Origin of the sequence: Aeromonas sp. 602396 (assembly GCF_049173735.1) — a bacterium.
Classification (GTDB): domain Bacteria; phylum Pseudomonadota; class Gammaproteobacteria; order Enterobacterales; family Aeromonadaceae; genus Aeromonas; species Aeromonas veronii_A.
This window is the reverse complement of sequence record NZ_JAAKSD010000014.1, coordinates 49,767-63,051: the sequence shown is the minus strand read 5'-3', so window position 1 is coordinate 63,051 and position 13,285 is coordinate 49,767. Positions and strand designations below refer to the sequence as shown.

The 13,285-nt window shown below is 61.9% G+C and carries 13 protein-coding genes; 3 read left to right on the top strand and 10 right to left on the bottom strand.

All coding sequences use genetic code 11. The features are described 5' to 3' along the window. Nucleotides 1-29: 29 nt before the first annotated feature. From panC to thpR, 8 genes are all read right to left on the bottom strand, one after another. A complete protein-coding gene (gene panC, locus G5229_RS16140) occupies nucleotides 30-884 on the bottom strand; it encodes a pantoate--beta-alanine ligase (RefSeq protein WP_421209627.1) in 855 nt (284 codons plus the stop codon). Between the two features lie 201 nt (nucleotides 885-1,085). Then, nucleotides 1,086-1,880, bottom strand: a complete 795-nt coding sequence (panB, locus tag G5229_RS16135; RefSeq protein WP_042063124.1) for a 3-methyl-2-oxobutanoate hydroxymethyltransferase — start codon at nucleotides 1,878-1,880, stop codon at nucleotides 1,086-1,088. Further along, a complete protein-coding gene (gene folK, locus G5229_RS16130) occupies nucleotides 1,877-2,386 on the bottom strand; it encodes a 2-amino-4-hydroxy-6-hydroxymethyldihydropteridine diphosphokinase (protein ID WP_005354659.1) in 510 nt (169 codons plus the stop codon). Before folK ends, panB begins: the two co-directional genes overlap by 4 nt. Before the next feature lie 11 nt (nucleotides 2,387-2,397). Next, nucleotides 2,398-3,864, bottom strand: a complete 1,467-nt coding sequence (gene pcnB / locus G5229_RS16125) for a polynucleotide adenylyltransferase PcnB (RefSeq protein WP_421209624.1) — start codon at nucleotides 3,862-3,864, stop codon at nucleotides 2,398-2,400. 255 nt (nucleotides 3,865-4,119) lie between these two features. Beyond that, nucleotides 4,120-5,028: a tRNA glutamyl-Q(34) synthetase GluQRS gene (gluQRS, locus tag G5229_RS16120; RefSeq protein ID WP_337073490.1), complete on the bottom strand. Its 909-nt coding sequence runs from the start codon at nucleotides 5,026-5,028 to the stop codon at nucleotides 4,120-4,122. A gap of 111 nt (nucleotides 5,029-5,139) precedes the next feature. Then, nucleotides 5,140-5,589 carry an RNA polymerase-binding protein DksA gene (gene dksA, locus G5229_RS16115; RefSeq protein WP_005335644.1) on the bottom strand — a complete coding sequence of 150 codons (450 nt, stop codon included), beginning with the start codon at nucleotides 5,587-5,589 and terminating at the stop codon, nucleotides 5,140-5,142. A gap of 119 nt (nucleotides 5,590-5,708) precedes the next feature. Beyond that, nucleotides 5,709-6,452, bottom strand: a complete 744-nt coding sequence (gene sfsA / locus G5229_RS16110; protein ID WP_337073489.1) for a DNA/RNA nuclease SfsA — start codon at nucleotides 6,450-6,452, stop codon at nucleotides 5,709-5,711. Further along, on the bottom strand, nucleotides 6,449-6,991 hold the full coding sequence (gene thpR / locus G5229_RS16105; protein ID WP_337073488.1) for an RNA 2',3'-cyclic phosphodiesterase: 543 nt from the start codon (nucleotides 6,989-6,991) through the stop codon (nucleotides 6,449-6,451). Before thpR ends, sfsA begins: the two co-directional genes overlap by 4 nt. Nucleotides 6,992-7,169: 178 nt before the next feature. Here thpR and hrpB point away from each other — a divergent pair, with 178 nt between their 5' ends. The 3 genes from hrpB (at nucleotide 7,170) to G5229_RS16090 (ending at nucleotide 12,470) form a co-directional block, all read left to right on the top strand. Then, nucleotides 7,170-9,617, top strand: coding sequence for an ATP-dependent helicase HrpB (gene hrpB, locus G5229_RS16100; RefSeq protein WP_421209621.1), 2,448 nt, complete (start codon nucleotides 7,170-7,172; stop codon nucleotides 9,615-9,617). 73 nt (nucleotides 9,618-9,690) lie between these two features. Then, complete coding sequence (gene mrcB / locus G5229_RS16095; RefSeq protein ID WP_337073486.1) at nucleotides 9,691-12,009, top strand: penicillin-binding protein 1B; 2,319 nt, start codon at nucleotides 9,691-9,693, stop codon at nucleotides 12,007-12,009. Between the two features lie 59 nt (nucleotides 12,010-12,068). Then, the gene (locus G5229_RS16090) at nucleotides 12,069-12,470 is read left to right on the top strand and encodes a VOC family protein (protein ID WP_421206899.1); all 402 of its coding nucleotides are present in this window, start codon (nucleotides 12,069-12,071) and stop codon (nucleotides 12,468-12,470) included. A gap of 79 nt (nucleotides 12,471-12,549) precedes the next feature. Here G5229_RS16090 and G5229_RS16085 read toward each other — a convergent pair whose 3' ends face one another. Next, entirely contained in the window at nucleotides 12,550-12,870 is a 321-nt protein-coding gene (locus G5229_RS16085) for an SMR family transporter (protein WP_005335659.1), read from the bottom strand. Then, nucleotides 12,867-13,253, bottom strand: coding sequence for a DMT family transporter (locus tag G5229_RS16080; protein WP_179902532.1), 387 nt, complete (start codon nucleotides 13,251-13,253; stop codon nucleotides 12,867-12,869). Before G5229_RS16080 ends, G5229_RS16085 begins: the two co-directional genes overlap by 4 nt. Nucleotides 13,254-13,285 lie beyond the last annotated feature (32 nt).

The window sequence follows — 13,285 nt, the reverse complement described above, 5'->3', positions numbered from 1 at the left end:
GGGAAGGCGTCCGCTGGCAATCGGGAGAATTACTTCTTTACGGTGACGACGCGGTTGTCGATAAGACGGGCCTTGCCGAGATAAGCAGCCATCAGGATCACCAGCTGCTCGCTCTCGTCGGTAGCCGCTTCGAGATTGGCAGCATCGACGATGTCGATGGCATCGGTACGAAAACCGGCGTTGTCGAGGCGCTGGCTGGCCTGCGCCACCAAGGAGGGCAGGTGGTGATCACCCGCTTCGATCTGCTCGGCGATCCAGTTCATGGTGCGCGCCAGCTCGGGGGCGATGGCCCGCTCGGTGGCGGTCAGGTAACCGTTGCGCGAAGAGAGCGCCAGCCCGTCTTCGGCCCGCACGGTGGGCACGCCGACGATCTCGATGGGCATCGCCATGTCGGCCACCATCTTTCGAATAAGCGCCAACTGCTGGTAATCCTTCTGGCCAAAGCAGGCCACATCCGGCTGTACCAGATTGAACAGCTTGGTGACGACGGTACTGACACCACGGAAGTGACCCGGGCGCAGCGCGCCCTCCAGCAGATTGGAGAGACCCGGCACCTCGACGAAGGTCTGGCTGGCCAGCCCCTGCGGATACATGATCTCCGGGGTCGGGGTGAACACCATATCGACACCGGCCGCTTCCAGCGCAGCGCAATCCTGCTCCAGAGTGCGCGGATAGTTGGCAAGATCCTCGGCCTTGTCGAACTGCATCGGGTTGACGAAGATGCTGACCACCACCTTCTCGGCGTGGCTGTGTGCCTCCTTCACCAGTGTCAGGTGGCCCTGATGCAGATTGCCCATGGTGGGCACGAATGCGATGGCACGCCCTTCACGGCGCCATTGGCTTATCTGCTCACGCAGAACGACGGGATTGTTTACGACCAACATCAGCAGTTCACCTTCCGATAAATCAAAAAGAGAGACGGGTTGCATCCACAAATAGCGCTCGGGCGGGATGGGGCACGAACATGACTATCAGCAGTTCACCTTTAGATGAATCAATAAGATACGGATTAGCTATACGGATTAACTGTGCGAGGCTGAGAAGCAGAGACGGGGGCCGCAGCCCCCATCATGCAACCGCCAGGATCAGTTGAAGCAGTGCTCCGGGCCGGGGAAGCTCCCCTCGCTCACCTGCTGAACATAGAGGCGGATGGCGGCACGCACATCGCCGGTCTCGGCCAGGAAGTTCTTGGTGAACTTGGGCACATAGCCGGAGGTGACGCCAAAGGCATCATGCATCACCAAAATCTGACCGTCGGTCGCGGGGCCGGCACCAATGCCGATCACCGGGATGCGAAGCGCCTTGGTGATGCGCTCGGCCAGCGCAGTGGGCACACACTCGAGCACCAGCAGCTGGATACCGGCCGCTTGCAGTTCGAGGGCCTGACGGTAGATCTCCTGCGCCTGAAACTCATCGCGCCCCTGCACCTTGAAGCCGCCAAAGACATGAACGGATTGCGGAGTGAGACCGAGGTGACCACACACCGGCACCCCGTTGCGGGTGAGGTGGCGGATGGAGTCACACAGCCAGTCGCCCCCTTCCATCTTGACCATGCGGGCACCGGCCGCCATCAGGCGGGCGGCGTTCTGGTAAGTCTGCTCGGGGGTGGCGTAGCTCATGAACGGCATGTCGGCGACCACCAGTGCCTTGCTGGCACCGCGCGCCACACAGCGGGTGTGATAAACCATCTCATCCATGTTGACCGCCAGGGTATCCTGACCCCCTTGCAGCACCATGCCCAGTGAATCGCCGATGAGCAGCACGTGGGCCCCCTCGTCGTCGAACAGCTTGGCAAAGGTGGCATCATAGGCGGTGATGGCGGTGAACTTTTGACCGTCCTGCTTCATCTTCAGCAGGCTGGCGGTGGTGATCTTGCTCATAGAGGCTCCTGTACGTCTGCACGCGGGGCAATGATGGCCAAATCATTGTGCGGGCAGCGGGCAACCAGTCGGGCGAGCGGGGTGCCGCAGGGCAGCACCAGAGCAGGCGCAATTTCGGCAAGGGGCAGCAGCACGAACTCCCGCTCCTTCATGCCGTAGTGGGGTACGATCAGGCGCTCATGGTTGATCACCTGATCCCCATAGAGCAGCAGATCGAGATCCAGAGTTCTCGGCCCCCAACGCTCATCTTTGCGCACACGTCCCTGTTCCAGCTCGATTTTTTGTAATTGATCCAGCAGCGCAAGGGGCGCGAGCCGGGTATTGAGCCGGGCCACGGCATTGACGTAGTCCGGTTGGTCAGCAGGCCCCATGGGGCGGCTGCTGTAAAACGACGAGGCCTCCACCAGCACAGATTCCGGCAACCTTGCCAAGGCGGCAACGGCGCGACGAGCCTGACCCAGCGGATCAGACAGGTTGGAACCAATGGCGATGAAGACCTCGGTCATCACGTCTGTTGTCACTCGGCTACTTTCGGTTTGCGGCGACGGGGGCGACGACGGTTACGGCTGTTGCTGCTGCGCTTCTCGCCATCGTGGCTGCGAGCCTCGCCGCGCTCACCGCTGGCCGGGCGACGGGTCGCTTCACGCTGCAGTTGCGGGCGCACATCCGGATTGGAGGCAACATAGCGCTCCCACCAGCTGGCCAGCTCGCCGAGACCACGCTCGACCCGGTTGCGCAGCAACAGGAAGTCGAACGCCGCGCGGAACTTGGGATGCTCCATGGCGCGCTCGGGGTGCTTGCCCTGACGACGGGTCAACCGCTGTTGCAGTGCCCAGATATCGCGGACATCTGTGGTGAAACGGCGGGGAACGGCGATGATCCGCACCTGATTGTCCAGCACCTCGTTGATCGCCAGCATGAAGGCGTCATACCAGGGCAGGCCGCTCTCGTTCTCCAGCACCCGACCACGGGCCTCGACGCAGCCCCACAGCAGGGTGGCGTAGAGGAAGGCGGGAGTGACGCGTTTATCTTCACGAACGCGAGTGTCGGTATCGATCAGTGCCTGCTCGATAAACTGCTCACAGGGCGAGTTGCCGTGCGGGGTAAACAGCGCCGCCACTTGCGGGAAGAGCTGTTGGAACAGGCCATACTCGCGCAGCAGTTTGTAGGTCGCCAGACCGTCGCCAGCCAGGAACAGCTTGAGGGTCTCCTCAAACAGGCGGGCAGCCGGTATGTCTTGCAGCAGTGGCGCCAGCTCCTTGATAGGGGCGGCGGTACGCGGACTGATGGTCATATCCAGCTTGGCGGCGAAGCGCACGGCGCGCAGCATCCGCACCGGATCTTCACGATAACGGGTCTCGGGATCGCCGATCAGCTCAAGCTTGCGCTCGGCCAGATCTTCCAGACCCCCTTCGAAATCGTGCAGAGTGAAATCTTTGGCGCTGTAGTAGAGGGCGTTGACGGTAAAGTCGCGGCGCTCGGCATCCTCTTCGATGGTGCCGTAGACGTTGTCGCGCAGCAGCATGCCTTCATCAGACTGGGCCGACACATGTTTGCTGGTATTGACCTGATGGTGGTGACCCCGGAAGGTGGCCACTTCGATCACGTCACGACCAAACACAATGTGGGCCAGGCGGAAACGACGGCCAATCAGGCGGCAGTTGCTGAACAGCGCCTTGATCTGCTCCGGCGTCGCATCGGTTGCGATGTCGAAATCCTTGGGCGTCTTCCCGAGCAGCAGATCCCGGACTCCGCCGCCGACCAGGTAGGCTTCGTAGCCGCCCTTGTTCAGGCGATAGAGCACCTTGAGTGCATTCTCGCTGATCTCTTTGCGCGAAATCGGGTGCTGGTCACGACTCAGGGTTCGACGTTGTCCGGCAACACGGGCCGGAATGGGGGACTCCGCCGACTGCTCGCCGTCTTCCTTGCCGAGCACCTTGCGGCAAAAGTTTGCGATCTGGGAAAAAATGGTACACCTCTTCATGACTTCTAAATTGACGGGAGGCCAAAAAATAGCGGCCTATCATAGCTCACGCCTGCACAAATGAAAAACCATGTGGCTACTTCAGCTCATTTGAATCAAACCGAGCCAAAAAATAGCGGTCTACTTGCGCATAGCTCACGCCTAACCAAATGAAAAACCGTGCTGACAATTGATCCCGCATGAAACCGTCTGTCAGCGAAAATAGCGGTCAATCTGCACATAGCTCGCGTACTGTTACACGAAAACCGGCTCTCTTTACTCAATGTCCAGCGGGATCTTCTGGCTGGCTGGCACCCGATCGAGCCGCCAGTTGGCGATGCCCCACCCGATGATCTCGTCGATCCTGCTTGCCATCAGCTCGGGGGGAGGACACTGGCCGAGGAAGTGCAGCGCCTGCCACAAGGCTGGTCGCACCTCATCAAGCGCGAGGGCCGGCGCATGGTTCTGCTTGGAGAGCTTGTTGCCATCTGCCAACACCGCCAGCGGCAAATGCACCCAGTCGGGCACCGGCGCCCCCAGGGTCTGGTAGAGGGCAATCTGGCGCACCGTGGGCTCCAGCAGATCGGCGCCGCGCACTATCTCGGTGATGCCGCTGTCCATATCATCCACCACCACTGCCAGGTTGTAGGCGTAGAGCCCGTCGCGGCGGCGGATAATGAAATCCTCCTCGGCGAGCGCCGCCGGGACCGCGATATGGCCCTGCAAACGATCGTCGAAGTGGTAGACCGGATGGTGCTGGCGCAGCCGGGCGGCGCAACCTTCGGCCGCCAGCCCCAGCGTGCGGCAGTGGCCGCTGTAGAGACCGCCCGCGGCCATAATTTCGCGCCGGGTGCAACGGCACCAGTAGAGGTCCCCCGCCCGATAGAGCTGGTCGATGATCTCGTCATAACGGCCGTGGCGCGCACTCTGGAACATCACCTCCCCATCCCACTCGAGACCATATGCCTCAAGGGTTTTGAGAATAAGGTCGGCCGCCCCCGCCATCTCCCGAGGCGGATCGATATCCTCGATGCGCACCAGCCAGCGCCCCTGCTGCGCTCTGGCCTGCAAAAAGCTGCCGAGGGCGGCGATCAGCGAACCGAAATGAAGCGGGCCTGAGGGTGAGGGAGCAAAGCGGCCGACATAGGGGCGCACAAGGGGTGAGGACGGGGGATTCACTGGCATGACTGTTCGGGTAAGCGATTCATTGAGGCTGCATTCTGGAGCGCGACCGCCAAAAGCTCAATAAAAAAGGGAGCCCGCAAGCTCCCTTTTTCATATACCAGAGGGTCGGGATCAACCGGCCATCTGTTTTTCCTTGATCTCGGCCAGCGTCTTGCAATCGACACAGAGGTCGGCAGTCGGACGGGCTTCCAGACGACGGATACCGATCTCGATACCGCAGTGTTCGCAGTAACCGAAATCATCGTCTTCAAGCAGCTGCAAGGTCTTCTCGATCTTCTTGATCAGCTTGCGTTCACGGTCGCGGGTACGCAGTTCAAGAGCGAACTCTTCTTCTTGCGCGGCACGATCCACGGGATCCGGGAAGTTGGCAGCCTCGTCTTTCATATGGTCGACGGTACGATCAACTTCCTGCATCAGTTGGTTGCGCCAGGCACCCAGGATCTTGCGAAAATGCGCCTTTTGTTGGTCATTCATGTACTCCTCACCCGGCTTTTCCTGGTAAGGCGCGACACCCGCAATGGCCAGGGGGCCCAGAGATTTCCTGTTTTCGCCTGTTGGCATGCCCTGTCTCCTAATTCAGCACGCTACCCGTGCCATCCATAAATTGAGGGCGACATCTATAGCAGAAGGGTAACGGGTAAGCAAACGAGCCGTACCAATAATGTTACCCACTCCAATATTTATGCCCTCCCCTCGGGTAACAGGTGACCAGATTCAAACGGGATAAACCCTTGAGCCACCATGCCTTGCACCCCAACATGGGGCCGATAGCATAAAATTTCAACCCCCGCCGCAATTGCCTGCTCAATTAGCAGACTATAGTGCGGATCTATATGGGTTGCAGGGCGCATCCGGCTTATTCCTGAGTGCAACACCATAAAGAGCAGCACAGCCCTGTGGCCCGCCGCTTTCATCGCCATCAACTCGCGCAAATGCTTGGCACCACGGGCGGTGACCGCATCCGGGAAGTAGCCCATGCCAGCCTCCTCCCGCTCGTCGAGCAGGGTGACCGATTTTACCTCGATGTAACAATTGCCCTTTTCGTCATCTTCCAGCAACAGATCGATGCGACTGTTCTCTTCGCCATACTTCACCTCGGTGCGCAACCGGCTGTACCCCGCCAGCGGAGCGATAGCCTCCTGCTCGATCAACTCCCGGGCGATCTGATTGGCGCGCGCCGTGTTGACGCAGATAAAGTGGCCCGCCGGGCTCTCGGCGATCTCCCAGCTGTTGGGCAGCTTGCGCTTGGGGTTATCGGAGGTGGAGTACCAGACCCGGGTGCCCGGATCGGCACAACCGGTCATGGCACCGGTATTGGCGCAGTGGATAGTGATGACCTCGCCGTTATCGAGTTGCACATCGGTCAGAAAGCGCTTGTAGCGGGCCACCAGCTGGCCCGATTGCAGGGGGGGATCAAAGATCACGGGTTAGCCCTCCGCGCGTCTTCTTTTACCCGGGCGCGCAGCGGCCAGCAGGCAAGCGGCTCGTAGCGCACCCCGTCCGGAGTCGAGATGGATTGATAGAGGCAGAACTCATCGGCCTGCAGCAGAAAATTTGGGGCAGGCAGGATGGCCGGAGCCTCACCCGCCTTGCGCGACAGGGTGACATGGGGGCGATAACCCTGCTCGCCATTGCCAAGGCGCAGCTTCTCGCCGTGGCGGCGCAGCGCCTTAGCCAGCACGGTCAGCTCGTTGGGCCACTCCTTCGGGCCAATCCAGGCAGCCTTTGCCCGGCTGAACCAGCCGATCTCATCCAGCCTGATGGAGAGCGGCGGACAGTGCTGACGCTCTACGGCGGCGATCAGGCGGCGGGTGGTCAACTCGTCCGCCTCACCCAGAAAAGCCAGGGTCAGGTGGAGGTTGGCTTGTGGCACCGGCTGACCGGGCCAGGGCAGCTTATCGCGCCAGGCGATGAGCTCGGGGGCGAGCTCCTTGACGGGCAGGGCAAAAAAAAGTTTGGCCATGTGGTGATAATGCCTTTTTCACGCTCATTGGATGGGCCCATTCTATGGCAGCCATCCGGCCATGTCTCGCCACCCTCCCGCCCGAGTGACCATCTCCGCACATCCACTCACGGTGGTGCGGGTGGCTGTGGCAGAATAGGCGCCGTTTTACCGGTTGCCACAAAAGGTGCTCATCGCTTTGTCCCAGCTCCCCATCGTTTCGGTATTACCCGAACTCTTTGCCGCCCTCGACAGCCACACCAGCGTGATCCTGCAGGCGCCTCCCGGCGCAGGCAAATCGACCCTGCTGCCGCTGGAGCTGGTGCGTCAGAACCGGCTGCCCGGCCGCATCATCATGCTGGAACCAAGGCGCCTGGCTGCGCGCAATATCGCCACTTTTCTGGCGCGCCAGCTGGGGGAGAAGGTGGGCGAGCGCATCGGCCTGCGAGTGCGTGGCGAGAGCCGCACCAGCTCAGCGACCCGGCTCGAGATCGTCACCGAAGGGGTGCTGACCCGGATGTTGCAGCAAGACCCTGAGCTTACTGGCGTTTCGCTGGTCATCTTCGATGAGTTCCATGAACGCAGCCTGCACGCCGATACCGCATTGGCCTTCGCCATCGAGAGCCAGCAGGGATTACGCGATGACCTCAAGCTACTGGTGATGTCCGCAACCCTGGATGGCATGGCACTCGAGACCTTGTTGCCGGATGCCCCTGTGGTTCGCTCGGAAGGGCGCGGTTTCCCCATCGACTACCACTACCGCCCCGCCAATCGCCAGCAGTGGCTGGAGCCGCAAGTCGGCGCCGTGGTGCTCGAAGCGCTGGCCGAGCAAGATGGCAGCCTGCTGGTCTTTCTGCCGGGACAGGGTGAGATCGAGCGACTGGCGCAATGGTTGGCAGACAAACTGCCGGACGACGTGACCCTCGCCCCACTCTACGGCCGCCTCGACATGGCGGCGCAGCAGGCAGCCATCGAACCAGCGCCTGCGGGCCGCCGTAAGCTGGTGCTCACCACCAATGTGGCGGAGACCTCCCTCACCATTGAGGGGATTTCGGTGGTGATCGACAGCGGGTTGGAACGACGGGCCTCCTTTGATCTGAAAAGCGGTGTCACCCGACTGGAAACCCGCCAGATAGCCAAATCCTCCGCCACCCAGCGGGCAGGCCGCGCCGGTCGCCTCGGCCCCGGTATCTGCTACCGGCTCTGGAGCAGCGAGGTGCAGGAGCGGCTCGCCGAGCAGAGCCCGCCAGACATCCTCACTCAGGAGCTGACCGGCCTGCTGCTGGACGCCGCCCAGTGGGGGGCAAAGGTGGAAGATCTGCCGCTTCTCGATATGCCTCCCGCCGCTGCGGTGGCCAGCGCCCAGCGGCTGCTGGTGGCTCTTGGCGCCATGAAGCCGGAGGGTGAGCAACAACTCACTCCCGCTGGTCGTGCCATGGCGGCCTTCGGTACCCACCCTCGTCTCGCCCGCATGCTGCTGCGCGCCCGCGAGCTGGAAGCTGAAGGTCTGACAGGGATTGTCGCCGATGCCGCTTATCTGGTGGCGTTGCAGGAAGAAGATCTGCGAGGATCGGAGCGCCTCTCTGTGCTGTTTCACCGCCGTCAAAGTGCCCTGCGCCAGAGCGCGGCCCGCTGGTTTGAACGGCTTGGTGTGCGCCCTGCCAGTGCGCAGGGTCAGTGGCTGGGGCTACTCTGCGCCCTCGCCTGGCCGGATCGCATCGGCAAGCTGCGCAGCGGCAGTCGCTATCAACTCAGTGGTGGGGTGAGCTGCGATCTGGTAGAAGGTCATCCCTGTCAGGGACAAGGGGCCCTTATCGCCATCGAGATGGGGCAAAACGATCGCGGCAGCCGCATCTTTATCGCCGAACCGGTCGATCTGGACGAGCTGGTACGCCTGCTGCCGGAACTGGTAAGCGAGCGCCAGTGGTTCGACTGGGATGAACGGGAAGAGCGGGTGCGCGCCGAACGCCAGCAGGTGCTCGGCGAGCTGGTGCTAAGCCAGCGACCACTGACCGAACTCTCTGACGAGCAGAAAGGGCGCTGCCTGCTGCAAGGCATTCGCCGCAAGGGGCTGCATGTGCTGCCGTGGGACGAGAGCAGCGAAGGGCTGCTGGCCCGTCTGCGCTGCGCCCGCGACTGGCTGCCCGATGAGGGGTGGCCCGCGATGGATGAGGAAAATTTGCTGGCCACGCTGGAACAGTGGCTGCTGCCAGCGGTGAGCGGCATGACCCGGTTGGAGCAGTTGAAAAAGCTCAACCTCGGCGACATCCTGCGCCAATCCCTGCCCTGGCCGTTGCCCAAACGGCTGGACGAGGCGCTGCCGAGCCACTTTGCAGCGCCCACCGGCAGCCGGGTGCGGATCCGCTATCAGCCAGGGCAAGCACCGGTGATCCCGGTGCGCATTCAGGAGATGTTCGGGCAAGGCTCAACCCCCTGCGTGGCCGATGGCCGGGTACCGCTGGTAGTTGAGCTGCTCTCCCCCGCCCAGCGACCGCTGCAGATCACTGCCGATCTGGCCGCTTTCTGGGCAGGATCCTACGAACAGGTGAAGAAAGAGATGAAGGGACGCTATCCCCGCCACTACTGGCCGGATAATCCGCTGGAGGCGATGCCGACCAAAGTCACCAAAAAGAAGATGGGCATCTAGGTTCGACGGGTTAATCCCGCTCGGACGTTCGCGAATGCGACATAACAAGTAGAAAGGAAAGCAAAGAGGATTTATGGCAACCCAACGACGCAAGCGTGCCCCCAAGAAGGCAGCGCCCAAACGCACCATCTGGCGCAAGCTGTTCTGGCTTGGCTTCAAGCTCTCCCTGGTGGTGGCGGCCTTTATGGTGGTGTTTGGCATCTACCTCGATACCAAGGTGCGCGAGCGCTTCGATGGCGAGAAGTGGCAGCTGCCGGTGATGGTCTACAGCCGTCCACTGGAGCTCTACCCCAGCCAGCGCCTGTCGCGGGACCAGATGCTGCGCGAGCTCAACATGCTGAGCTACAAGCAGGTGCGCCAGCCTCACACGCCGGGTGAATACACCATCAACGGCAACCGCATCGAGCTGATTCGCCGCCCGTTCGAGTTCTATGACGGCGCCGACGGAGCCCGCGGCCTGCGCCTCACCTTCAACGGCCCGCGCCTTGAGGGGATCCAGTCGCTGGAGAACCAGCGCCAGCTCGGTTACGCCCAGATGGACCCGGTGCTGCTCGATCGCCTCAATACCGAAGATCGGGAAGATCGCCTGCTGGTGCGTATCGCCGAAGTGCCCGACAGCCTGCTGGTGACCCTGCTCACCACCGAAGATCGCGACTTCTACCAGCATGGCGGCGTCTCGCCGGTGGCCATCATGCGGGCCATGTTCGCCAACCTGATCGCGGGTCGTACCGTGCAGGGGGGCAGTACCCTGACCCAGCAGCTGGCCAAAAACTTCTTCCTGACCCGTGAACGCAGCCTGTGGCGAAAACTGCAGGAAGCCTATATGGCGGTGCTGATCGACTATCGCTACAGCAAGGACGAGATCCTGGAGTCCTACCTCAACGAGGTCTATCTGGGGCAGAACTTCTCGCAAGGGGTCTACGGTTTCGGCCTCGCCTCCTACTTCTACTTCGGCATTCCGGTCAACGAGCTGGATATCGATCAGGTCGCCCTGCTGGTCGGTCTGGTGAAAGGCCCCTCCTATTACGACCCATGGCGCTTCCCGGAGCGGGCCAAGACCCGCCGTGATCTGGTGCTGAAGCTGCTGATGGATCACGGCAGCCTGACCCAGGCAGAGTATGAACTGGCCAGCCGCCAACCCCTCGGCATCATCACCCGTGGCCAGATGAGTTATGGCCGCACCCCGGCCTTTATGGGACTGCTCAAGCGGGAAATCCAGAGCCGCTTCGGCGCCGATCTGCTCAAGCAGTCCGGCCTCAAGATCTTCACCAGCCTCGACCCCATCGCCCAGCACGCGGCCGAGCGAGCGGTCGAATCGGGCCTCGCCGATATCGAAAAACTGCGCGGCAAGAAGAAGCTGGAGGCGGCCATGGTGGTCTCCGACTGGCACAAGGGCGAAGTGGTCGCGCTGGTGGGTGGCCGCGATCCCCGCTACGCCGGGTTCAACCGGGCACTGGATGCCCGCCGCCAGATCGGCTCGCTGGTGAAACCGGCGGTCTACCTCACCGGTCTCTCAAACGGTCTGACCCTGGCGACCCCGCTCAAAGATCAGCCGATCCGCATTCGCGGTCAGGATGGTCAGGTCTGGACGCCACAGAACTACGATCGCAAGTTCCGCCAGAGCGTGCCGCTGATGGATGCGCTGGCCAGCTCCCTCAACGTACCGACCGTCAATCTGGGTCTGCAAGTCGGGCTGGAGAAGGTAGTCGACACCCTGCACAAGCTGGGAGTCCAGCAGGAGATCCAGCCCTATCCGTCGCTGGTGCTGGGGGCAGTGGCCCTCTCGCCGCTGGAGGTGAACCAGATGTATCTGCCCATCGCCAATCAGGGACTGACCCAGCCGCTGTCGGCCATTCGCGCCGTAGTCAACGGGGATGGCAGCCTGCTCTATCAGCATGATCAGACCGCCAAGCGGGTCACCGACCAGCAAGCAAGCTGGCTGACCCTGTTCGCCATGACCAAGACGGTGAGTCAGGGCACGGCCCGCGCCCTCAGTGCCAAGTTCCCCGGCGCCACCATGGCAGCCAAGACCGGCACCACCAACGAGCTGCGCGACTCCTGGTTTACCGGGATGGACAACAACGAGCTGGTCAGTATCTGGGTCGGGCGCGACGACAACACCCCGGCGGGCTTGACCGGCGCAAGCGGGGCACTGCAGCTCTTTAGCGGCTACATGAGCCAGCGAGGCGTCAACAGCCTGAGCCTGCAGATCCCGGAGGGGATCACCTGGGCCAACTTCTCCCGTGCCAGCGGCACCCGCGTCACCAGCGACTGCCCGGGCAGCCTGCAGGTACCGGCCAAGACCTCGACTATGGGCTCCCCGACCAGCTGTGCCGGCAGTACGACGCCACGCAGTGCCCTGGATGAGTGGTTCGGTGGATTCTTCAACTGACATCGCGAGAGGGGCTGCACGGGCGGCCCCTCTCCCCAGCCTGCTTACAAGGAGTCATCATGAGCCAGCCGTTGTTTGAGGCTATTCACCACATTGCCATTATCGCCAGCGATTACCAGCGATCGCGCCACTTCTATCACGAGGTGCTGGGGCTGCCCATCATCGCCGAGACCCTGCGCGAGGCGCGCCAGTCGTGGAAACTGGATCTGGCCCTGCCGGACGGCGGCCAGCTGGAGCTGTTCAGCTTCCCCTCGCCTCCCGAGCGCCCCTCCCGCCCCGAGGCGTGCGGCCTGCGCCATCTCGCCTTTCGGGTCAGCGATCTTGACCGGGTCATCGCCCATCTGCATGCCCATCGAGTCGATGTTGAGCCAGTGCGGGTGGACGAGCTGACCGGCAAGCGCTTTACCTTCTTCGCCGACCCCGACGGCCTGCCGCTGGAGCTCTACGAAGCGCCGCGCTGAGCCTGAGTCGGTCAAACTGTCGGCCAAACAAAAAGCCGCTCGGTTGCAACCGGGCGGCTTTTGTTATTGCTTCAGGTTATCAGGCGGTAGTCAGCATAACGACAGCCAGCGCCATCACCATCATGCCAGCCCAGCCGATGGGCTTGAGCCGCTCACCGAAGAAGAGCAAACCGCCCAACGCCGTACCGACGATGCCGATAGCCCCCCAGGTGGCGTAGGCAACAGCCAGGTCAATCTGGCCACCACTTACCGCTTCCGAGAGCAGGGTAAAGGCGCCGAGTACCAGCATGATCCCCAGGAAGCCCCACCCCTTGTAACGAAAACCCTTGGAGCGGTTGATGGCCATGTTGGCGCCGATATCGATCAGTGCGGCACCCAATACAATCACAAACGGACTCATGCTGTGGCCTCCGCTTCTACTGACTTGTCTGCAGGCTCATCATGGGTCTCCCCCATGGTCACCATAACAATCCCCACTATCGCGAGAGCCAGGCCAATCAGCTCCTGAACGGTCACATCGTAACCGAGGAACATGACCGACACTATGGTGATCAGGGTGATCCCGAGCCCTTCCCAGAGCGCAAACGCAATACCAATGGAGATTGTTTTGGCGGCTTTCGCCAGCAACCAGTACGAGAAACCGATCAACAGCCACATCGGGATGTAATTCATCCAGCCAGCCCCCTGCTCGGGGATCATGGTCATGCTGGAGGTGCCGGCGACCTCGGTCACGATGGCGCCGGTCAAAAACAGCCGGGCCAGAAACATACGACTTAATAACATATAGGATGCCTTTGTTGCTTCGACGGGAGAGA

Coding starts and splice junctions, on each gene's coding strand:
- G5229_RS16080 (WP_179902532.1), bottom strand. CDS start 13,253: ATGTTATTAAGTCGTATGTTTCTGGCCCGGCTGTTTTTGACCGGCGCC.
- gluQRS (WP_337073490.1), bottom strand. CDS start 5,028: ATGCCAGTGAATCCCCCGTCCTCACCCCTTGTGCGCCCCTATGTCGGC.
- panB (WP_042063124.1), bottom strand. CDS start 1,880: ATGAGCAAGATCACCACCGCCAGCCTGCTGAAGATGAAGCAGGACGGT.
- panC (WP_421209627.1), bottom strand. CDS start 884: ATGTTGGTCGTAAACAATCCCGTCGTTCTGCGTGAGCAGATAAGCCAA.
- G5229_RS16090 (WP_421206899.1), top strand. CDS start 12,069: ATGAGCCAGCCGTTGTTTGAGGCTATTCACCACATTGCCATTATCGCC.
- G5229_RS16085 (WP_005335659.1), bottom strand. CDS start 12,870: ATGAGTCCGTTTGTGATTGTATTGGGTGCCGCACTGATCGATATCGGC.
- mrcB (WP_337073486.1), top strand. CDS start 9,691: ATGGCAACCCAACGACGCAAGCGTGCCCCCAAGAAGGCAGCGCCCAAA.
- pcnB (WP_421209624.1), bottom strand. CDS start 3,864: ATGAAGAGGTGTACCATTTTTTCCCAGATCGCAAACTTTTGCCGCAAG.
- folK (WP_005354659.1), bottom strand. CDS start 2,386: ATGACCGAGGTCTTCATCGCCATTGGTTCCAACCTGTCTGATCCGCTG.
- dksA (WP_005335644.1), bottom strand. CDS start 5,589: ATGCCAACAGGCGAAAACAGGAAATCTCTGGGCCCCCTGGCCATTGCG.
- thpR (WP_337073488.1), bottom strand. CDS start 6,991: ATGGCCAAACTTTTTTTTGCCCTGCCCGTCAAGGAGCTCGCCCCCGAG.